The organism is Streptomyces glaucosporus (assembly GCF_039533345.1).
Classification (GTDB): Bacteria; Actinomycetota; Actinomycetes; order Streptomycetales; family Streptomycetaceae; genus Streptomyces; species Streptomyces glaucosporus.
The window spans coordinates 64,645-84,788 of record NZ_BAAATJ010000027.1 but is presented as its reverse complement, the minus strand read 5'-3'; the positions used below and the strand labels follow the sequence as shown (position 1 = coordinate 84,788).

At 74.4% G+C, this 20,144-nt stretch carries 19 protein-coding genes and 5 pseudogenes; 11 read left to right on the top strand and 13 right to left on the bottom strand.

The window, feature by feature from the left end; all coding sequences use genetic code 11:
• Together ABD358_RS23480 and ABD358_RS23475 are read right to left on the bottom strand one after the other, a co-directional pair.
• The coding region (locus tag ABD358_RS23480) for an aminotransferase class I/II-fold pyridoxal phosphate-dependent enzyme (protein WP_344633102.1) at positions 1 to 818 on the bottom strand (818 nt) is incomplete at its 3' end.
• Positions 819 to 831: 13 nt separating this feature from the next.
• Entirely contained in the window at positions 832 to 1,578 is a 747-nt protein-coding gene (locus ABD358_RS23475; protein ID WP_344633101.1) for an ANTAR domain-containing response regulator, read from the bottom strand.
• 232 nt (positions 1,579 to 1,810) lie between these two features.
• Between ABD358_RS23475 and ABD358_RS23470 the strand changes: the two genes are divergently transcribed.
• Positions 1,811 to 2,965: a PAS domain-containing protein gene (locus ABD358_RS23470; RefSeq protein WP_344633100.1), complete on the top strand. Its 1,155-nt coding sequence runs from the start codon at positions 1,811 to 1,813 to the stop codon at positions 2,963 to 2,965.
• Positions 2,966 to 3,076: 111 nt separating this feature from the next.
• Here the strand turns inward: ABD358_RS23470 and ABD358_RS23465 are convergent, their stop codons facing one another.
• Positions 3,077 to 3,919, bottom strand: coding sequence for a SigB/SigF/SigG family RNA polymerase sigma factor (locus ABD358_RS23465; protein WP_344633099.1), 843 nt, complete (start codon positions 3,917 to 3,919; stop codon positions 3,077 to 3,079).
• Between the two features lie 245 nt (positions 3,920 to 4,164).
• On the opposite strand from ABD358_RS23465, the gene ABD358_RS23460 reads away from it, so the two are divergent.
• Both ABD358_RS23460 and ABD358_RS23455 read left to right on the top strand, forming a co-directional pair.
• A complete protein-coding gene (locus ABD358_RS23460; protein ID WP_344633098.1) occupies positions 4,165 to 5,145 on the top strand; it encodes a TIGR03557 family F420-dependent LLM class oxidoreductase in 981 nt (326 codons plus the stop codon).
• A gap of 92 nt (positions 5,146 to 5,237) precedes the next feature.
• Positions 5,238 to 7,049 (top strand): thiamine pyrophosphate-requiring protein, encoded by a 1,812-nt coding sequence (locus tag ABD358_RS23455; RefSeq protein ID WP_344633097.1) that lies wholly within the window; start codon positions 5,238 to 5,240, stop codon positions 7,047 to 7,049.
• Positions 7,050 to 7,191: 142 nt separating this feature from the next.
• Here ABD358_RS23455 and ABD358_RS23450 read toward each other — a convergent pair whose 3' ends face one another.
• A complete protein-coding gene (locus tag ABD358_RS23450; protein WP_344633110.1) occupies positions 7,192 to 7,677 on the bottom strand; it encodes a ribonuclease FAU-1 family protein in 486 nt (161 codons plus the stop codon).
• 306 nt (positions 7,678 to 7,983) lie between these two features.
• Positions 7,984 to 8,244: a DUF6158 family protein gene (locus ABD358_RS23445; protein WP_344633096.1), complete on the bottom strand. Its 261-nt coding sequence runs from the start codon at positions 8,242 to 8,244 to the stop codon at positions 7,984 to 7,986.
• Positions 8,245 to 8,363: 119 nt separating this feature from the next.
• Between ABD358_RS23445 and ABD358_RS23440 the strand changes: the two genes are divergently transcribed.
• The 3 genes from ABD358_RS23440 (at position 8,364) to ABD358_RS23430 (ending at position 10,894) form a co-directional block, all read left to right on the top strand.
• A complete protein-coding gene (locus tag ABD358_RS23440) occupies positions 8,364 to 9,566 on the top strand; it encodes a baeRF2 domain-containing protein (RefSeq protein WP_344633095.1) in 1,203 nt (400 codons plus the stop codon).
• 77 nt (positions 9,567 to 9,643) lie between these two features.
• Positions 9,644 to 10,462 (top strand): methyltransferase domain-containing protein, encoded by an 819-nt coding sequence (locus tag ABD358_RS23435; protein ID WP_344633094.1) that lies wholly within the window; start codon positions 9,644 to 9,646, stop codon positions 10,460 to 10,462.
• Between the two features lie 75 nt (positions 10,463 to 10,537).
• A complete protein-coding gene (locus ABD358_RS23430) occupies positions 10,538 to 10,894 on the top strand; it encodes a VOC family protein (RefSeq protein ID WP_344633093.1) in 357 nt (118 codons plus the stop codon).
• Positions 10,895 to 10,980: 86 nt separating this feature from the next.
• On the opposite strand, the gene ABD358_RS23425 is transcribed toward ABD358_RS23430, so the two are convergent.
• The 7 genes and pseudogenes from ABD358_RS23425 to ABD358_RS23395 form a co-directional block, all read right to left on the bottom strand.
• Positions 10,981 to 11,904: an NADP-dependent oxidoreductase gene (locus tag ABD358_RS23425; RefSeq protein WP_344633092.1), complete on the bottom strand. Its 924-nt coding sequence runs from the start codon at positions 11,902 to 11,904 to the stop codon at positions 10,981 to 10,983.
• A 72-nt stretch (positions 11,905 to 11,976) separates the two neighbouring features.
• Positions 11,977 to 12,621 (bottom strand): 4'-phosphopantetheinyl transferase family protein, encoded by a 645-nt coding sequence (locus ABD358_RS23420; protein WP_344633091.1) that lies wholly within the window; start codon positions 12,619 to 12,621, stop codon positions 11,977 to 11,979.
• 37 nt (positions 12,622 to 12,658) lie between these two features.
• Positions 12,659 to 13,390 carry a class I SAM-dependent methyltransferase gene (locus tag ABD358_RS23415; RefSeq protein ID WP_344633090.1) on the bottom strand — a complete coding sequence of 244 codons (732 nt, stop codon included), beginning with the start codon at positions 13,388 to 13,390 and terminating at the stop codon, positions 12,659 to 12,661.
• A gap of 41 nt (positions 13,391 to 13,431) precedes the next feature.
• Positions 13,432 to 13,905 (bottom strand): DUF6624 domain-containing protein, encoded by a 474-nt coding sequence (locus ABD358_RS23410; protein ID WP_344633109.1) that lies wholly within the window; start codon positions 13,903 to 13,905, stop codon positions 13,432 to 13,434.
• A 264-nt stretch (positions 13,906 to 14,169) separates the two neighbouring features.
• On the bottom strand, positions 14,170 to 14,940 hold the full coding sequence (locus tag ABD358_RS23405) for an SDR family NAD(P)-dependent oxidoreductase (protein WP_344633108.1): 771 nt from the start codon (positions 14,938 to 14,940) through the stop codon (positions 14,170 to 14,172).
• Between the two features lie 57 nt (positions 14,941 to 14,997).
• Positions 14,998 to 15,222, bottom strand: a pseudogene (locus tag ABD358_RS28500) (IS5/IS1182 family transposase); the annotation flags it as partial.
• A gap of 96 nt (positions 15,223 to 15,318) precedes the next feature.
• Positions 15,319 to 15,459: pseudogene (locus ABD358_RS23395) on the bottom strand (FAD-dependent monooxygenase); the annotation flags it as partial.
• A 173-nt stretch (positions 15,460 to 15,632) separates the two neighbouring features.
• Between ABD358_RS23395 and ABD358_RS23390 the strand changes: the two are divergent.
• Entirely contained in the window at positions 15,633 to 16,430 is a 798-nt protein-coding gene (locus ABD358_RS23390) for a hypothetical protein (RefSeq protein ID WP_344633089.1), read from the top strand.
• 172 nt (positions 16,431 to 16,602) lie between these two features.
• Here the strand turns inward: ABD358_RS23390 and ABD358_RS23385 are convergent.
• Positions 16,603 to 16,758: pseudogene (locus tag ABD358_RS23385) on the bottom strand (IS5/IS1182 family transposase); the annotation flags it as partial.
• A 116-nt stretch (positions 16,759 to 16,874) separates the two neighbouring features.
• Here ABD358_RS23385 and ABD358_RS23380 point away from each other — a divergent pair.
• From ABD358_RS23380 to ABD358_RS23365, 4 genes and pseudogenes are all read left to right on the top strand, one after another.
• A pseudogene (locus tag ABD358_RS23380) lies at positions 16,875 to 17,652 on the top strand (transposase).
• Between the two features lie 47 nt (positions 17,653 to 17,699).
• Complete coding sequence (locus ABD358_RS28495; RefSeq protein WP_425576402.1) at positions 17,700 to 18,140, top strand: integrase core domain-containing protein; 441 nt, start codon at positions 17,700 to 17,702, stop codon at positions 18,138 to 18,140.
• 310 nt (positions 18,141 to 18,450) lie between these two features.
• A pseudogene (locus tag ABD358_RS23370) lies at positions 18,451 to 18,644 on the top strand (transposase); the annotation flags it as partial.
• Positions 18,645 to 19,197: 553 nt separating this feature from the next.
• The gene (locus ABD358_RS23365) at positions 19,198 to 20,142 is read left to right on the top strand and encodes an aminoglycoside phosphotransferase family protein (protein ID WP_344633088.1); all 945 of its coding nucleotides are present in this window, start codon (positions 19,198 to 19,200) and stop codon (positions 20,140 to 20,142) included.
• Positions 20,143 to 20,144 lie beyond the last annotated feature (2 nt).

Below are 20,144 nucleotides of genomic sequence, written 5' to 3'. Positions count from 1 at the left end.
CAGGGGCCGTCCAGCCGGGCGTGGAGGGCGGCCAGGGCGGCGCGCGTCCGCTCCCCCAGCTCCCGTCCGCGGCGGCCGGCGGGCAGCCGGGCGACGCCCGCGCCGAAGCCGGGCCCCCGGGCGGAGGCGGGGCCGGCGGCTTCGGCGGTGAGCACCACGACGGCGTGGGTCTCCTCGGCGGCGCGGGCGGGCGCGGCCGGGGTGCGCGGCCCGGTGCCGCGGACGTCCCCGGGGTGGGTGCCCGCGTCCGCCGCGCGGCCCGCGCAGTGCAGGATCTCGGCGGGGCCGACGAGCACCGTGTCCTGGGGGTCGTGGACGGTGTCGCGCCAGGTCTCGTCGCTGACGATCATCAGCCCCTCCTGCGCCGCCGCCTCGCACACCTCGCTCAGCAGCTCGGGCGGCGCGGTGGTGCCGGTGACGTCGTCGGCCACGGACAGCAGCAGCACCCGCGGGTCGCCGCCGGCGGCGCGGGCCCGGCCCACGGCCTCCAGCAGCGCGAAGGGGTCGGGCACCCCGCCGCACTCGGCGGGCACGGGGACGGGGTGGAGGGGGCGGCCGAGCAGCCGGACCTGCTCGGCGTGCCAGGCGGCGCCGGGCCGGGGCAGCACCACGCCGGCGCTCGCGTCGTCCCCGCAGGCGGCGGCGAGCAGCGCCAGGAGCAGCAGGGGCGCGGTGGGCGCCGCCACGACCTGGCCGGGGGCGGTGGGCAGGCCGCGCCGGTGCCAGTAGCCGCCGGCCGCGTCGGCCACGGCGGCGGGCACGGCGCCGGGTGCGGTGCCGGGTGCGGTGCCGGGTGGGGGGGTGTGGGTCCGCTGCATCCGTGCCTCCGCCTCAGGTGTGCCGCCGGAACCGCTGGAGTTCCTGCTCTATGCCGTGCCCCCGGGTGCGCACCAGGGCCCGCGCCAGGTCGGAGAGCTTGCGGTTGGTGTGCTGGGAGATCCTGCGCAGCAGGGCGAAGGCCTCCTCCGCGTCGCAGCCGAGCACGTACATCACGATGCCGCAGGCCTGGTCGACGACGGGCCTGCTGCGCAGGGCGCTCTCCAGGTGCTCGACCTCCGCCAGCGCCTCGCGGTAGCGCAGGTCCCGGGCCAGTCCGGTGGCGGCCAGGTCGCCCAGCAGCGCCGCCGAGCCGCGCACGGTCTCCGTCAGGGGCCGGGGGCGGAACGCGAAGACGGTGATGGCGAGCGTGAGGGCGTCGCGGCGGTAGGGCAGGGTGGCGCTGGCACGCAGGCCCATGTCCAGGGCCCTGGCGCGGTAGCGCGGCCAGCGCTCCTCCAGCAGCAGGTCGTCCGCCCCGGTGGGGCGGCCGGTGCGGAGGGCGTGGAGGACCGGCCCGTCCCCGGTCTCCCACTCCACGGCCAGGAGCGCCGACAGGTCCGGGTGGGTGACGGCGGCGGGCGCCTCGGGGTCCTCGCCGCCGGTGTGGGCGGTCGCGGCGGCGCCGCAGCAGCCGGGGACGCAGCGGACGATCTGCTCGGCCAGCCGGGCGAGGCTCCGGGCGGAGGAGGCGGCGTCGAGCACCGGCTCCGGCCGTTCCGGAGCGGGCTCGAACGGGATCGCTTCGCATCGGTCCGGCATGGTGGTGCTCGGTCCTTTCCCTGGGCTCCGGCCGGGGCCGGGCGTCCGGTTCCGAGGTTCGGCTGCCCCGGACGGCGACGGGGAAACGGCCTGGTCGGGGCGGGGTCTCCCGAACGGCTCCCACCGCCCCGGGCGTCCTTCCCCGGTGTCATCTTCTCGACAAAGAGTGACGAGTCATACTTTTCCGCGTGACCAACGAGACCTGCGGCGGTTCGCGGGTTACGTTGATCGCATGGCGCAGGCCGAGGAATTCGGAGCCGAACTGGCGGACTTCCGCCGACGGGTGGAGGAGCTGCGTTCGGCGCGTGCCCTGCCCGACGCGGACCAGCTCCCCGCCCTGGACGCGGCCCTCTTCGAACTCCAGCACGTGGCCGAGGTGCTGTGGCCGCGGTACGAGGAGCTGGCGGCGGCCGGGCGGCACCGGGGCGGCCGCCAGGAGCACCACGAGCACCAGTTGCTGCGCGCCCTGTTCCAGCGGCTGCCGGTGGCGGTGGCCCTGCTGGACCGGGACGGGGTGGTGCGGCGGTTCAACTTCGCCGCGACCCAGCTGTTCGGGGTGCGCGCCGGGTACGCCACCGGGCGGTCGCTGACCGGCTCGCTGGCCCACGACTCGCGGGCGGTCTTCCGCTCCCAGGTCGCCGCGGTCGCCCGGGGCGAGGCCGTCCTCAGCCTGGCCGTCCACCTGCTGCGCCCGCCGGACCGCGGGCGGGCCGGCGGGGAACTGCGGGCCACGCTGACGGCGCTGCGGCCCCCGCACGAGCCGCGCACGATCGTCCTCGCCGTCTTCCAGCGGGCCGCGGCCCCCGCCCCGGTGCCGCCCGCGCCCGGCGCGGGGGCGGCGGAGCGCGCCGAGCCCCGCCCCGACCTGGCCGAGGCCACCCGCAACGCCGAGCTGATGGACCTGCTGGACGCGGTGACGGCGGCGCTGATCCTGGCGGACTCCCCCAAGGAGGTGCCGCAGCGGGCGGCCGGCGCGCTCTACGGGCGGTTCGCCGACTGGGTGGTCGTCGACGTCGTCGTGCCCGGCGGGACCCTGCGGCGGGCCGCCGTCCTGGCCCCGGCCGGGCGGCTGCGGGAGGAGGTCGCCGAGCAGGACCCGGCCTCGTGCCCGCTGGTGGTGGACGCGATACGGCGGGGCGGCGAGACCCTGCGGGTGCGGCTGGAGGACTCCGCCGGGTTCGGCCGGGACGCCGCGGGCGCCCCCGTGCTGGTGCGGGCCGGGGCGACCTCCCTGCTGTGCGTGCCGCTGGCCGACGGCGAGGGCGGACCGGCGCTGGGCGCGCTGACGCTGCTGCGCACCGGTGGGCGCCGCCCGTTCGAGCTGGCGGAGGCCGGCGCCGTGGACCGGATCGCGCGGCACCTCGCCCTGGCGCTGCGCGGCCTGTGACGCGCCCCCGGGACGCGCGGGGCGGACCGGGGACGCCGGGCGCGGGGAGCGCCGGGAACGCGGGAGCCGCCGGCCTGCACGGGCCGGCGGCTCCCTTCTCCCCTCATCCCCCTACGCGGCCCGCGAGCCGGCGTAGGCCTTCTCCTGCTCCCGCTCCTGGTCGGCCTCCACCTCCGCGTGGAGGCGGTTGCAGGTGCGGCTGATCAGCCGGGAGACGTGCATCTGGGAGATGCCGAGCTGCTCGGCGATCCTGCTCTGCGTCATGTCGCAGAAGAACCGCAGGTAGAGGATCTTGCGCTCGCGCTCCGGCAGCTTGCGCAGCCGGGGCTTGAGCGACTCCCGGTAGACGACGAGGTCGAAGCCGGGCTCGGAGCTGCCGAGGGTGTCGACGAGGGCGTAGCCGTCGTCGGCGCCGGGCAGTTCGGCGTCCAGCGAGAGGGTGCTGTAGCTCTCCAGGGCCTCGGAGCCGATCCGCACCTCCTCCTCGGTGAGGCCGCTGTGCTCGGCTATCTCCTTGATCCCGGGGGCGCGTCCGTCGAGGGAGTGGCTGAGCTGGCGGGCGGAGGCGCGGACGCGGTTGCGCAGCTCCTGCACCCGGCGCGGCACGTGCAGCCCCCACATGTGGTCGCGGAAGTGGCGCTTGATCTCGCCGACGATGGTCGGCACCGCGAAGCTCTCGAACGCGCTGCCGCGCGCCGGGTCGTAGCGGGTGACCGCCTTCACCAGGCCGAGGGCCGCCACCTGCTCCAGGTCCTCCAGGGACTCCCCCCGGTTGCGGAAGTGCCGGGCGAGCCGCTCGGCCATGGGCATCCAGGCCCGCACGACCTGTTGCCGCAGCTCGTCGCGTTCCGGGCCGTCAGGGAGTTCGGCTATGCGCCGGAATTGGGCGGTGGTGTCAGGGGCGTCGTCGTGAGGGTGCCGCGCGTGCTTGGCTCGTGCTCGTACGGGGGTCATGTGCGGTCTCTCCCGAACTGTGGACTGGGCTGTGGGGGATACCGCGGGAACGGGCACAGGCGGGCCGAGGCTCGATCACCCGGGGCGGGGAGGTCATGCTGCTCACGCCGCTCCCGCGGATGTGCCTGCGGTCCGAAGCACGAGGGTTCGGATGCCCGGGCCCCACCCCTTCAAACGATGTTTTTCGCACCGGCACCCGGTTACCCGGTGTCCGGAGCACCCGGTCATGCGGAAGGGCACCCCAGATGGCACCCGAGGCGACGGAGTACGGCTACTTCCTGGCCTGTGAGGACCACGGTCCGGAGGCGCTGGTGGAGCAGGCGCGGATGGCCGAGGAGGCGGGGTTCACCTCGCTGTGGATCTCCGACCACTACCACCCGTGGAACGACGTCCAGGGGCACAGCCCGTTCGTGTGGTCCGTCATCGGCGCGGTCTCCCGGGTCACCTCGCTGCCGGTGCAGACCGCGGTCACCTGCCCGACCGTGCGCGTCCACCCGGCGGTGGTCGCCCAGGCCGCGGCCACCAGTGCCGTGCTGCTGCGGGGCCGCTTCCGGCTGGGCGTGGGGACCGGAGAGGCGCTGAACGAGCACATCCTGGGGGATCCCTGGCCGCGGGCGTCGGTGCGGATGGAGATGCTGGAGGAGGCCGTCGAGGTCATCCGGCGGCTGCTGACCGGCGAGGAGGTCAGCCACCGCGGCCGGTACTACACGGTGGAGAACGCCCGGCTGTACGACGTGCCCGACGAGCCGGTCCCCATCGACGTCTCGGGCTTCGGCCCGGCCGCGATCGAGCTGGCGGGGCGGATCGCGGACGGATTCGTCACCACGATGCCGGACGCCGAGGGGCTGGAGCGCTTCCGCCGCGGCGGCGGGGAGCGCGGTGGGCGGCGGCCGGCGTTCGCCGGGACCAAGGTCTGCTACACCCGCGACCGGGACGAGGCCGTCCGCATCGTCCACCGGCGCTGGCCCAACATGTTCCTGCCGGGCGAGCTGGGGCAGATCCTCCCCACCCCCGCCCACTTCGAGCAGGCGTCCCGGCTGGTGACCGAGGAGACGGTGGCCTCCTCCGGGCTGCCCTTCGGGGACGACCCCGAGGAGCACGTGCGCGCCCTGCGGGCCTTCGCCGACGCCGGGTTCGACGTGGTGCACGTCAACCAGATCGGACCGGACCTGGAGGGGTTCTTCGCCTTCTACCGGGACGAGGTCCTGCCGCGGCTCAGGGGCTGACGAGCGGGGCCGGGGGCCGGACGGCCGGAGGGGGCCGGACGGCCGGGCACGGGGGAACACCGAGGAACCGCAGGACCGAGAGGAGCCGCCCGATGAGCCGGAAAGTGTCCGACCACGTGCTCTCCAGGCTGCGCGAGTGGGGGGTGGAGTACGTCTTCGGCTACGCCGGCGACGGCATCAACGGCCTCCTCGCCGCCTGGGCGCGCGCCGGGGACCGGCCCCGGTTCGTCCAGTCCCGGCACGAGGAGATGTCCGCGTTCGAGGCCGTGGGCTACGCCAAGTTCAGCGGGCGGGTCGGGGTGTGCGCCGCGACGTCCGGCCCCGGGGCGATCCACCTGCTCAACGGCCTGTACGACGCCAAGCTGGACCACGTGCCGGTGGTGGCGGTCGTCGGGCAGACCGACCGCAGCGCGATGGGCGGCTCCTACCAGCAGGAGGTGGACCTCCACACCCTCTTCAAGGACGTGGCCTCGGAGTTCGTCGAGACCGTCACCGTCCCCCAGCAGCTCCCGGGTGTGCTGGACCGGGCGATCCGCACCGCGTACGGCCGGCGCTGCCCCACCGCCGTGATCATCCCGGCGGACGTCCAGGAGCTGGACCACACCCCGCCCGCCCACGCCTTCAAGATGGTGCCCTCCAGCCTCGGCATGAGCGACTTCTCGGCCGTCCCGTCCGACGAGGCGCTGGAGCGCGCCGCGGAGGTCCTCAACGCCGGCGAGCGGGTCGCCCTGCTGGTCGGCCAGGGCGCCGCCGGGGCGCGGGCGGAGGTGGAGCGGGTCGCCGACGTCCTCGGCGCCGGGGTGGCCAAGGCCCTGCTCGGCAAGGACGTCCTGCCCGACACCCTGCCGTATGTGACCGGCGCCGTCGGGCTGCTGGGCACCCGGCCCTCCTACGAGCTGATGCGCGACTGCGACACGCTGCTGACGGTCGGCTCCAGCTTCCCCTACTCCCAGTTCATGCCGGAGTACGGGCAGGCACGGGCGGTGCAGATCGACATCGACCCGCACATGGTCGGGCTGCGCTACCCGTACGAGGTGAACCTGGTCGGCGACGCCCGCGCCACGCTCCGAAGGCTGCTGCCGATGCTGCGCCGCAAGGAGGACCGCTCCTGGCGGGAGGGGATCGAGGCGGCGGTCCGGCGCTGGTGGGAGGTGATGGAGCGGCAGGCCCGGCTCTCCTCCGACCCGGTCAATCCGCAGTACGTGATGCACGCCCTGGACCCGCTGCTGCCCGACGACGCGATCATCAGCGTCGACTCGGGTTCGGCCACCGACTGGTACGCCCGCCACATCCGGATGCGCGGCACCATGCGCGGCTCGCTGTCGGGGACGCTGGCCACCATGGGCTGCGGGGTGCCGTACGCCATCGGCGCGAAGTTCGCCCACCCCGGCCGTCCGGCGGTCGCGCTGGTGGGGGACGGCGCGATGCAGATGAACGGGCTGGCCGAGCTGATCACGATCGCCAGGTACCGCTCCGAGTGGGAGGACCCGCGGCTGGTCGTGGGGGTGTGGAACAACCGGGACCTGAACCAGGTGACCTGGGAGATGCGCGCGATGAGCGGGTCGCCGCAGTTCCTGCCGTCGCAGGAGCTCCCCGACGTCTCCTACGCCGGCTTCGCGTCCTCCCTGGGCCTGACCGGCATCCGGGTGGAGCGCCCGGAGGACGTCGAGGACGCCTGGCGGCGGGCGCTGGAGGCCGACGGTCCGGCGGTCGTGGAGTTCGTGACCGATCCGGCGATGCCGCCGATCCCGCCGCACGCCACCTGGGACCAGGTCGAGGCCATGGTGTCGGCGATCGCCAAGGGCGACCCCGACCGCCTGTCGGTGATCAGGCAGGGCGTGAAGGCCAAGGCGCAGGAGTTCCTGCCGGGGGGCGCCGGCGGGAGCGCGCCGCGGCGCGGGTGAGGCGGCCCGCGCCGTCCGGGGACGGGGGTGTGGAGAGGGTGCGGCTCTCCACACCCCCTCTTCTCCCGCTCCTTACGGCTTCTCCCGCTCTCCCCGCTCTCCCGCCGGCTCCCGGGGCCGTGGTGGCCCCCGGGTCCGGCCCTCAGTCCAGCAGGGCGGCGAAGCCGCCGGAGCGGGCCAGGTCCTCCAGTTCGTCCAGCGCCCGCCGGGCGTGTCCGGCGGCCTCCGGGTCGCGTCCGGCCAGTCCCTCGGCCTCGAACTCGTCCTCGTCCAGGCGCAGCACGGCGGACCGGTCGGCCGACACCCACAGGTCCAGCTCCAGGTCCCAGGTGGTCAGCGTCCCGCCCTCGACGCGGGCCGGGCGGGTGACGTCGCAGTACCAGCCCTTGAGGGAGCCGTCCGCGGCCCGCACCTCCTTCACCGAGAACCAGCGGTCGCGCCAGTAGTGCTCGGTGAACACGTCGCCCCGCTCGAAGCGGACGAAGCCGAAGTCGCGGACCGGCGGCCCGGCCCAGGGCGCCCGCACCACCGCGTGGACGCCGTCGTCGCGCAGCGCCTCCGCCGGGTAACTCACCCGCCTGTCACGGGATTTGAGGAGGACGACGGTCACTTCGCCGCCCGGTTCCAGGGGGCGGCCGGCCGGGGATCCGCGGTCCGGGGATCCGTGGTTCGGGGATCCGTGGTTCGGGGACTGGGTGTTCGGCTGGGTGCTCACGGTCCCACCCTTTCCCGCCGCGCCCGGGGAGCGCACGCGTTTTTCGGCGCGCGGACGGGCCCCGGCGGTTCCCGGTCCCGGCGCGGAGCGGCTCCGGGCACGGTCCCTGACCTCCGTGCCCGGAGCCTTCTCACTCCCCCACAGGGCCGCTCGCTCGGCCGCGGTCCGGGTGCCCCCGCCCGCGAAGGGCAAACACCCGTCCCGTTGTCCTCCCGTCTCTCACTCGGTCCGCGCCCGGGCGCCCTCCCGGGTGCGGCCCGCCGAGACCGAACGTTCCGGGTGGCGCCTCAGGTACTCGTTCTCCAGCTGCTCCGTGCGCCTGGTGTGCGCGGCGAGCGCGTCGGACGACCCGTGCAGCAGGGTGTCGTGCCGGGTGCGGTGCAGGGACTGCAGTTCCTCCAGCAGCTCGGCGTCCGACAGCCTTCCCGGATCGATTCCCATGTCCCAGCTCCCCGGGTCGCTTCCCATCTCGCGTGCCATGTGCCGGTGACCTCCTGGCTCGGTCCTGTTCGGTGGCCTCTGTGCGGCCTTCCGCGTCGTCTTCCGTGTCGTTTGCACCGGTTCGGGTACCCGAAACTCCCCATTCAAGGAGGGAGCCCATGGAACTCGGATTCCTCAGCCCGATCCTCGACCGGCCCGGCCCCTGGGCCTCGGTCTACTTCGACACCCCGCTGGCGACCGAGGACGCGGCCACCCGCCACGAACTCAGCGCCCGCGAGGCGTGCGAGCAGCTCAGGAGTCAGGGCGCGGACGACCTCACCTGCCGCGCGGTGTACGAGACGCTCGCCGCCCTGCCCCGCACCTCGCAGCCGTCGGGGCGGGCGGTGTTCGCCACCGGGGGCGAGGTGGTGCTCACCCGGGACCTGGCCGCGCCGCCGCCCGGCGGCGCGGAGGTCACCTGGGGCCCGCTGCCGCACACCACCCCTCTGCTGGACCTGATGGACGCGGCGCCGCCCTGCCTGGTGGCCCATGTGGACCGCACCGGCGCGGACCTGGAACTGCGCGACTCCTCCGGCCGGCACCAGGTGGGCCAGGTGCAGGGCGAGGAGTACCAGCTGCACATCTCCCCGTCGATCTCCTGGCACGAGCGGCACTTCCAGAACTCGGTGGAGAACACCTGGGACCGCAACGCCGCCCTCATCGCGGAGGAGCTGCGCCGGCGCCGCAGCGAGACCGGCGCCGAACTGCTGGTGCTCGCCGGGGACGGCCGCGAGTGCCACGCCGTCCAGGACCGGCTGGCGCCCGAGCTGCGGGAGGTGTCCGTGCTCGCCGAGCACGGGGTCCGCGGCGCGGGCCGCAACCAGGCCAAGAGCGAGCGCCTGCTGGACGAGGAGGTGGAGTCGGTCCGCGCCGAGCGGCTGCGCCGCCACGCCTCCGAGGTCATGGAGCGGTTCCAGGCCAGGCGGGTGCCGACCGACGACGGCCGGGTGGGAGCCGCCGAAGGCGTGCCGGCGCTCGTCGACGCGGCGCGCGAGCACCGCATCGACACGCTGCTGGTCCGCCCCGACGGGCCCGACCTGCACCGCGAGGTGTGGGTGGGCGACGAGCCGGACCAGGTGGCGGTGCGCCGCAGCGACGTGCGGTACCTGGGCCACTCCCGTCCCGTCAGCGTCCGTGCCGACGACGCGCTGGTGCGGGCGGCGGTGGCCACCGGCGCCGAGGTGGTCTCCGTGAGCCCGCTCGCGGACGAGCCCGGCGCCCCCGGAGGACTGCCCGTGGGCGGGCTCGGCGCACTGCTGCGCTGGCCCTACGGCGGACCCCCGGCGGAGGGCGCGACGGGAGGCCGGCCGGTGACGGGCTAGACGCGCGGGCTCCCTCCCATGTCCATCATGCGAAACGGTTCTGCTCGGATGGCGAGACAGACCGCTACAGTGCGGCCATGACCGAAGCGAACGCCGTCTACACCCACGGCCACCACGAGTCCGTACTGCGCTCCCACCGGTGGCGCACCGCCGCCAACTCCGCGGCCCACCTCCTGCCCGAACTGGCCCCCGGCCGGTCGGTGCTGGACGTGGGCTGCGGCCCGGGCACCATCACCGCGGACCTGGCCGCGCTGGTGGCGCCCGGCGAGGTGACGGCGGTGGACGCCTCCGGGGACGTCCTGGAGGAGGCGCGGGCCACCGCCGCCGGGCGCGGCCTGACCAACGTCCGCTTCGCGCGCGCCGACGTCCTCGCCCTGGACTTCCCGGACGGCTCCTTCGACGTCGTCCACGCCCACCAGCTCCTCCAGCACGTGGCCGACCCGGTGGCGGCGCTGCGCGAGATGCGCCGGGTGTGCCGTCCGGGCGGGGTGGTCGCGGCACGGGACTCCGACTACGCGGCCATGGCCTGGTACCCCGAGGTGCCCGGGCTGGACGGCTGGCTCGACCTGTACCGCCGGGTGGCCCGGGGGAACGGCGGCGAACCGGACGCGGGCCGCAGGCTGCTGTCGTGGGCCCGCGCGGCGGGCTTCCCCGACTCCGACATCACCGCCTCCGCGAGCGCCTGGTGCTTCGCCGACGGCGCCGACCGCGCCTGGTGGAGCGACCTGTGGGCGGAACGCACCGTCGCCTCCTCCTACGCCTCCCTCGCCGTCGGCGGCGGGCACGCGGAGCGGGAGGAGCTGGAGCGGATCGCCGCCGCGTGGCGCGAGTGGGGCACGCGGGAGGACGGCTGGTTCATGGTGCCCCACGGGGAGATCCTGTGCCGGGTCCGGTAGCGGGCCGGGCGGGGCGCCGGACGCGCCGCGCGGACGCGCCTGACATCGCGCACGTCCCCAACTAGGCTCGCCCGTATGGAGATTCTGGGGGCTTCGCTGCGCGTGTGTGTCGACGACCTCGACGCGGCGGTCGGGGTGTACGAGCGGATCACCGGCTCCGAGGCCGCGCGGTTCTCACAGGGGCCCGTCTCGGCGGCGGCCGTCGGCCCCTTCCTGCTGCTGAGCGGACCGCCCGGCCCCATGGAGATCCTGCGGAAGGTCACCGCCACCCTGGCGGTGCCGGACGTGGACGAGGCCGCGGCCACGCTCGCGGAGGTCGGCGCGGAGGTCGTCGCCGGGCCGTCGCCCACCCCCATCGGCCGGAACCTGGTGGCCCGTCATCCGGACGGCTCGGTCTTCGAGTACGTCGACCGCCGGGAGGCGGGCCGGTAGCGGATCCCCGCACCGGCCGCGGCGCGGGGATCCGCGAGAACGCCCCCGGGACGTCCCGAAGGAGTGCCGGGGGCGTCCGGGGCGCCTCAGGAGACGTCGATCACGATCTTCCCCCGGGCGCGGCCGGACTGGCTGAGCCGCCACGCCTCGGCGGCCTCGGCCAGCGGCACCGCCTCGTCCACGGCGACCGTCAGCTTCCCGGCGTCGGCGAGGTCCGCCAGCGCCGTGAGGTCGTCCCGGTCGGGCCGTACGAACAGGTAGCGCCCGCCCTTGGCCGCCACGTCGTGGTCGATGATGGACAGCACCCGGGAGGAGTCGCGCAGCACCTGCTGCGAGACCTCCACCGCGCCGTCGCCGACGAAGTCGAACGCCGCGTCCACGCCGTCGGGCGCCAGGGCGCGGACCCGGTCCGCCAGTCCCTCCCCGTACACCACCGGCTCGGCCCCCAGCTCCCGCAGGAAGCCGTGGTTGCGCTCGCTGGCGGTGCCGATGACCCGGGCGCCGCGGGCGACCGCGATCTGCACGGCCAGCGAGCCCACACCGCCGGCCGCGGCGTGGACCAGCACCGTGTCGCCCTCGCCGACGTCCAGCCGCTTCAGCGACTGGTACGCGGTGAGCCCGGCCAGCGGCAGCCCCGCCGCCTGCCGCCAGTCCAGCGCGGCGGGCTTGCGGGCCAGGGTCCGCACCGGCGCGGCGACCAGCTCGGCGTACGTGCCGTTCTGCGCCCAGTCCTTGCGGAGGTAGCCGATCACCTCGTCGCCGGGGGCGAACTCGTGCACCTCCGGCCCGGTCCGCTCCACGACGCCCGCCACGTCCCAGCCGGGGATCAGCGGGAAGTGGGCGTCGAGGATCGCGTCGAGGTAGCCGGCGCCGACCTTCCAGTCCACCGGGTTCACCCCGGCCGCCTTCACCCGCACCAGGATCGCGTCCGGCCCGAGTCTGGGCTCGGGGAGGTCCATGAGCGTCAGGTCGTCCGGTCCGCCGTATTTCTTCAGAGCGATTGCCTTCATGCCCTGCACAACTCCCCCGGCGGGGGTGATCATTCCTGCCGCCGCTCCGCAGGACCGCGGTCCCGTCCCGCCCTACGGGGCGCCCGGCGCGGACGGGCGGGGCACCGCGACGGCGACGGCCGCCGCGTAGCCCTCCGGGGCCCCGACGTCGGTGAGCGTCCAGCCGGGGACCTCCGCGGGCACCGCCAGACTGCCGACGTAGGTGACCGACGGGTCCTCGCCCAGGCCCGTCCCGGTCCCCTTGAGGTACGCCTCCTTCCGGGTCCAGCAGCGGGCGAAGGCGGCCGGACGGTCGGCGGACGGCAGCCTGCCGATCTCGGCGCGCTCGCGCGGGTGGAGGGCGCCCGCGGTCTCGGCGACGACGGCCGCCGTGGGATACACCTCGACATCGGCTCCCACGGGGGCGTCGTCGAAGGCGATCAGCACCACGTCACCCGCGTGCGACAGCGAGAAGTACACCGGGTTGCCGGGCACGGCGGGACGGCCGTGCGGTCCGCCGCACAGCGGGCACGCCTCGCGCGTCAGCGGGACGGCGGCCGGGTCGGTGCCCAGGAGCGCGGCGAGTTCGCGGCGCAGGGCCGTGTGGGCGACCCGGTAGCGGTCGCGGTCGGTCTCGCGGAGGAACGCCGCGCACCGGGCCCGCTCCTCCTCGGACAGGACCGCGCCGTCGCGTACGTCGGCCGCGTGCTCGGACACCCTCAGTACGTGCAGCTTCACGGCTTCCTCCAGTGCGCGGCGGGACGGCTCGGACGGTTCAGGGGCGCCTGAGGCAGGTGTAGGTGCCGAAGAGGCGTCCCTCGTACTCCGTCTCCACTATCTCGAACCCGGCCGCGTCCAGCATCGGCTCCAGCAGCCACCGGAAGGTGCTGTACTCGGTGCGCAGGTGCTCGGCGTAGTCCTGTCGGGTGTATCCCCGCGCGGGGTCGTCGGCCGCGCCCGCCATCCACTCCTCCAGAACGGCCCCGGCCTCGGCCGGCCGGAAGTCGAAGACGAGGTCGCGCAGGCGCAGCACTCCGCCGGGCCGCAGCAGGCGGGCGATCCGGTCCAGGGCCACGGCCTTCCAGAAGTCGGGCAGTTGGTGGAGGGCGTGGCGGGTGTGCACGGCGTCGGCGGGCGGGCCCGGGTGCTCGTAGCCGAGGAAGCCGGCCCGCACGCACTCCAGGTTCGCCGTCCCCTCCTCGGCGGCCCGGGCCCGCAGGTGCTCCAGCATCGCGGGCGAGACGTCCACGGCCACCACCCGTGCGAACTCCCGCGCCGCCGCCAGGGCGAACCGCCCGGTTCCGGCGCCCAGGTCGACCACGGTGGCGTCCTTCCCCGCGCCGTGGCGGCGCAGCGCGGCGATGTCCGGCGCGGGGTCGGGGTACCCCTGCTTGCGGTCGAACCCCGCCACGAGGGCGGGGTCCAGGTGCTCGGGGCCGGCGTGCTCCAACTCGTCGATCACCCAGGGCTCGTGGGCGGCGGACGGGGCGCCGGGAGTGTCGGTCATGAGGCCGATCGTGGCACGGCCGCCACAGGGCCGCCCACCGTTCATCCGGACCGGCCGGGCGCGTGACGGGCCGTGTACCGGGCGAAGGGCTCGATGCCGGCCTCGGCGCGCCGTTCGTCCATCCGGCCGGGGTCGGCGCACGGCCAGGGGACGGGGGCCCCGTCGCGGACGCCCGCGATCTGAGTGCCGCAGATCTGCGGGCGGCCCTCGTTGACCAGGACGCGGTCGCGGAGGAACGCCAGCCGGTAGGCGCTGTCCTCGCCCCGCTCCACGGCCTCCGCCATGAGGGCCAGGGCCCGGCGCTGGACGCCGAGGTCGCGGTCGGCGTGCTGGGCGACGAGCCAGGCGGCGGTGGCCGCCTCCTCGCCGACCGCCGCGGCGCTCGGCCAGCCGTACTCGTCCATGATCTCCGCCAGGCGGTCGCCGTGTTCGGCCGTCAGCCGCCGCCACGCCAGCTGCTCGGCGAAGTCCTCGCTGAGGCCCAGGTGGGTCGAGCGGCCGTCCTTCTCGGCCATCGCGCGCAGTTCCGCCGCCACCTCGGCCCGGGCGTCGCCGGGCGCCTGTCCCGCCTGTCTCGTCTGTTTCGTCTGCGCCGACTGCTCTGTCCGCGCCGACTGCGCCGTCTCCGCCATCTCCGTCTCTCCCTCCGGTCGGCCGGCCTCAACGATAGGCGCCGGAAACGGCGGAGAGATCGTTCCGAAGGGCGGTGACAGAGGGGGCCGGAGCCGCGAGAATGGATCCACGCGCTCCGGCCCCCGCTCCGTTCCGCGGCCCCCGGTTCAGGCGGTGAAGCCGCCGTCCACGGCGATGGAGGCCCCGGTGACGTACCGGCCGCCGGGTCCGGCCAGATGCGCCACCGTCGCGGCGACCTCCTCCGGCCTCCCGTAGCGCCCCAGCGCCGTGAGGCCGCTCTGGTACTCGGCGTTCGGCCCGTCCGCCGGGTTCATCTCGGTGTCGATCGGGCCGGGGTGGACGAGGTTGGCGGTGATGCCGCGCGGGCCGAGTTCTCTGGCCAGGGCTTTGGTCAGGCCGGTCAGGGCGGCCTTGCCGGTGGCGTAGAGGGACGCGCCGGGGAAGGCGACGCGCTCGGCCATGCAGCTCCCGATCGTGACGATCCGTCCGCCCTCCCCCATGTGGGCGACGGCGGTCTGGCAGGCCAGGTAGGGGGCGCGGACGTTGACGTGGAGCACCCGGTCGACGTCCTCGGCCGCGATCTCCCCGATCGGGGCCATGACTCCGGTCCCGGCGTTGTTCACCAGGATGTCCAGGCGCCCGAACTCCGCCACGGTGGTCTCCACGGCGGCGCGGACGGCGGCCGGGTCGGCGCTGTCCGCGTGGATCGCCCGGGCCCGGCGGCCGGCGGCCTTGATCCGCTCCACCACCCGCTCCGCGCGCTCCCGGGAGTGCTGGTAGGTCAGTGCCACGTCGGCGCCGTCCCGGGCGAGCCGCAGCGCCACGGCCTCTCCGATGCCGCGGCTGCCGCCGGTCACCAGTGCCGCCTTGCCGTACAGGTCGTTCGTTCCGGTCGTGTCGTTCGCTGTCTCGGACATGACTCGATCGTCGTGCGGCGCGGGCCCGGAGTCCGGCGGCATTCGGACCCGGCGTTCGGGCACGTCGTTCGGCTGCGGGTCGCGGGCCACGTCGGATGTGGGGGCGGCAGTGGCCGTCACCGTGCCTCCGCGGGCGGGAGTGGGCGGGAGCGGTTGGCTGTCCGGGGCGGTGACAACCTGCACGTTCACGCCGTACCGGCGGTGCTTGTGGGAGTAGTCGGCCCGTCCGTCACCGCCCCGGTCGCACTCGGCGAGCGTGCCGTCCAGCAGAACGAGTCGGGGTCGCGCGCCGTACAGCATGAGCGTCATGTCGTGCGAGAACCGCCTGGCCTGCCGGACGCGGCGCAGGCTGGTCGCGGAGTAGGCGTCGAGCAGCTCGTCGGAGCCGGTTTCGGTGTGGTGGGCCAGGGCCCGCGCGAAGGTGACCACGTCGCCGACGGCGAGGTTGGGGCCCTTGGCACCGGTGGGCGGCACGATGTGTGCGGCGTCACCGGCGAGGAAGAGGCGGCCGTGCCGCATGGCTCGGGGACGTAGAAGCGGCGTCCCGTAATCACGACAGGAGTGTCATGACACCGTAACCGCGCTTCCCCGGGGGTCGCCGCACCGTTCAGGATGGTGATGGACAAGGCAGAGACCAGCCGGAATGACCAATCCGGCCCGGCCACATCACCATCAGCAGGGGGAGTCCCACTATGCTTCGCACGCACCGCCGCAAGTCCGTCCTCGCCGCCGCGGCCCTGGTGGCCACGACGATGCTGCTGACCGCCTGTCAGGGAGAGGGCACGGAGAACGGCGGCAAGTCGACCGCGGCCACGACCGCGGCCACGGCCTCGGCCGCCAAGGGGAAGTCCGACGACGGCGGGAGCGGCACCGGTGCCGACAGCAAGTCCCCGTCGGGCGAGAGGGGCTCGAAGAGCGGCATGGTGTCGGGCAAGTGGGTCGGCACGGTCTCCTACCTCGCCCCCGGCAAATACACCGTCACGGGCGCGAACGGCGTGGAGCAGGCGTTCTTCACCTCCGAGGACACCGACATCGAGGGCGCGGGCAAGATCTGCGGTGACGCGGACGGCCAGGCCGCCACGCCGTGCACCGAGGAAGAGCTCGAAGCCGCGGCCAAGAAGGGGTTCAAAGCGACGGTCGACGTCAAGAACGGAGTGGCTGTCAGCATCATCGAGGAGCACACCGACAGCGGCACCGGTACCAGCGGCGGCAACGGTATGGGCGAGGGGGAGAGGTCGGGGCTCTTCTCCGGCACGCTCGGGTACATGGCCCCGGGCAAGTACTCCCTCAGCCGCGACGGTGACGAGCGTGCGTTCTTCACCGCCACCGACACCGTCATCAACGGCGCCGGCTGGATCTGCGGTGACGCGGAGACCATCACGCCGTGCACCGAGGAGGAGCTCGAAGCCGCGGCCAAGAAGGGCAGCGTCGCCGTCGTCGTCCAGGTCGAGAACGGGGTCGCCGTCACCATCGACGAGGAGCACAACTGATCGCGGACCCGAGCGGGGCAACGGGTCGACGTGCTCTCCACGACGCTCCGCGACGGCACCTTCCGCGAACTCCGAATTCCACGTCCCGCCCGACGGGAACGCGGCCCGTCCTTCCCGTTTACAGATCCGGTGCCGTCCCTGATCCCTTCGGCACTTCTTTGCTGAACCGTTTTCATCCTGAGTAGTTGCAGGTCAGCAGGGTGTGGACGGCTTGGACTGCCGTGCCGATGCGGCGGGTGGAACAGCGGGCTCGCCGCAACAGCCGCCAGGTTTTGAGCTGGGTGGAGGCGCGTTCTCCCGGAGCTCGGAGTCGGGCGTGGTCACGATTGAGCCTTTTCAGCGTGGCCACCGGATGGATGACGAGGCCGCTGCCCGCAACGCACGAGGCTCCTGTGCCGTTGAGAGAGGTGTTCGACATCTCAACTCATCAGCGCAGGAGCCTCGTTGGTTCCCTGTCCTGCCGCACTCGACCTGCCTCACGCCCTGGTCGAGCGGGCCACCCTGCTCATCGTCACCCGTGAGGGTGACCGCCGCTGCAAGCTCCCACCGCACCAGCGTGCTCTCGTCGCCCTGGTCCACCTCCGGCGGCACGACACCCTCGCGCAGACCGCCGCGGGCTTCGGCATATCCGTCGGCACCGCCCACGCCCACGTCACCACCGTCGTCCGGCACCTGGCGGACACAGCGCCGGGACCGCTGAAAACACTGCGGGAGACCGACCCCGACCACGCCCTGGTGGACGGCTCCCCCGCCGAGCGCGACCGGATCGGCGACGGACGGGCCGACTACTCCTCCAAGCACCAGCGGCACGGCGTGAACGTGCAGGTCGTCACCGATCCCGCCGGAGAGATCCTCTGGCTGTCGCCGGCACTGCCGGGCCAAACCCACGACCTGACCTCCCCCGGCCTCCGGCCGGGCGGTGCCCCCGGCCCGCACCCACAAGATCATCCGAATCCGTGAACGCCAAGGAGTCCCGGTCCTCGCCGACATGGCCTACACCGGTGCAGGCAACCGGGTCACCACCGCCGAACGCCGCCCGCCCAACGGCGAACTCACCCCCACCGAGCGGACGGTCAACCGAGCCCTGTCCGCCGCCCGGGCACCCGCCGAACGCGGAATCGCCCGCCTGGAGTCCTGGCGGATCTTCCGACACGCCCGCTGCAGCCCCAACCTCATGGCCGTCCTCGCCGAAGCCGTCCTCACCCTGGAGCGACACCGCTGAAAAGACTCACTGGATCCTGAGGATCTGGGAACGGACATCTCGTGGTCATGAAGAACTATCCGCCGCAGTTCAAGGCGGACGCGGTCGCGCTCCACCAGTCGCGGCCCGAAGCGACGATCCGGCAGGCCGCGGCCGAGCTCACCCGCGGCAGCCTCGCCGGAGCGGTCCTGCACACCGATCACGGCGCCCAGTACACCAGCGCCGCCTTCGCCGACGCCCGCCGCGCAGTGGGCGTCCGCCAGTCCATGAGCGCGGTCGGCAGCTCGGCGGACAACGCGCTCGCCGAGTCCTTCAACGCGACGTTCGAACGCGAGACCCTCCAGGGCCGCAAGCACTGGTCCGGCGAGCGCGGGGCCCGCCTCGACGCGTTCCGCCGGCTGCACCGCTACAACACCCGACGCCGCCACTCCCACCTGGGGCGCCGCAGCCCGGTCGCCTACCAGAACACCTTCCGAACGACATCCACTACGCTGACGCCAGCCGCATGACCCGTATTCAGGATTCGGGGACAAGGCCCGCCCGGCGGTCTCCCACGCCTCCGCCCACTGGGCGCGAGCCTCGTCCCCGGAGTGGCTGCGGGCCGCCAGCATCGCCGCGCGCAGCCGCAAGTTGCCCTGGACGCACAGCGCCGACCGATTCCCGCGCCGGGCGTCGTCCTCCACGTCCACCAAGGCGCGTTCCACCAGCCGCAGCCCGACCTCGTGCCGGCCGGTGTTGAAGCACGACTGTCCGCGCAGGTAGGAGGTCAGAATGACCATGTACGGGTCGCCGGACCGCTCCGCGCTGTACTGCATGCGGAACACCAACGGACTCCTGCGCCAGTACTTCCCGAAGGGCACCGACCTGAGCGTCCACAGTCCCGAAGACCTCGAACACGTCGCCCAGGAACTCAACGGCCGCCCACGCAAGACGCTCGGCTGGGATACCCCAGCCGAGCGTCTACGTGATCTACTCACCACCTGAAGCCAAGTGGTGTTGCGACGACCCCTTGAACCCAAGCTCCACGGCGGGGGCCTTGCACGTCTGCGGCGCGGCCGGGGCCTGGTGCCCGCCGAGGGGGATGCGGGTGAACGGGTCGCGGGCCGCCTCCCGATGGGCTGCCGGGCGCGGATGTCGCTCATGTACGTCCTGATGGTGTTCACCTCGAGACCGCGGTCCACCAGGTGCCGGGCGTACTCGGCGAACGTGGCCGTCGTGCACGGCTCGGCGGCCCGCCCCTCGCGCCGGCACCACTTCTCGAACCCGCGCCAGGCGGTGTCCCGCGCGTCTTCGGTGTTCTCCGGCGGGGCCTCGTCCAGCGCGCGGGCGGTCCCCGCGGAGATCCGGAAATCGGCCTCGGTCCACCGCGGTACTTCACCGGCGGTGGGCGGCGTCTCGCCCGGCCGCATCGCCCGGCCGCAGCACCGTGTGCTGATCCAGCACGTACCGCGGTCGCCGCTCCTGCCTCTGCTCGGGAAGCCGGGCCCCGTCGTCGTCCACCGGCTCGGCGTCAACAACCTCGACGGGGTCCGGGGTCCGGTGACGCGGTCCCTATGCTCGGGTCCCATGACGCCCGAGGAGCTGGTGCCGCCCGTGCTGCCCGTCGTCCGCACCGTCTCCGGCTACCCGGGCGGGCCGCAGTGGCTGGACCGGCTGCCGGAACTGGTACGGGAGTTGCTGGAGCGCTGGGAGCTGACACCCGGCAGGCCGTACACCGGGGGAAGCTGCTCGTGGGTGGCGCCGGTGCGGCGGGCCGACGGCTCGGACGCCGTGCTCAAGGTGAGCTGGCCGCACCCGGAGGCGGCCGGGGAGGGCGAGGCGCTGCGGCTGTGGGACGGGCGGGGCGCCGTGCGGCCGTACGAGCACGACGCCGGGCGGTACGCCCTGCTGCTGGAGCGCTGCGTGCCCGGCACCGGGCTGAAGGACGCCGCCGAACTCCCGGTGGAGGAGCGGCTGGTGGCCGGGGCCGGGCTGCTGCGCGAGCTGTGGGACGTGCCCGTGCCGCCGGAGACGGGCCTGGACCGGATGGCGGACGTGACCGCCGAGTGGGCGGTGATCGCCCAGGAGCGCATGGACCGGCTCCGGCCCCCGGGTTTCGATCCCGCCCTGGTGGCGCTGGGGGTGCGGCTGCTACGCGAGCTGCCCGCGACGGCCGGCCGCGAGACCGTGGTGCACGGCGACCTCAACCCCGGCAATGTGCTGGCCGCCGGGCGGCGGTCCTGGCTGGCCATCGACCCCAAGCCGATGGTGGGCGACCCGCTGTACGACCCCTGGCCGCTGATCGAGCAGATCGACGCCCCCTTCGGCCGCCCCGCCCCCCGGTCGGTGGTCGCCGCGCGGTCCGCGCTCGTCGCCGGCGTGCTCGGCGAGGACGTGGTGCGGCTCCGGGCGTGGGCGGTGGCGCGGCGCGTGGAGTCGGCGCTGTGGGCCGCGGCGGAGACGGGCGACCTGGAGGCCGGCGCCGCGATGATGCGTCAGGTGCGGACGCTGGCGGACCTCGCGGGACTGTAGGG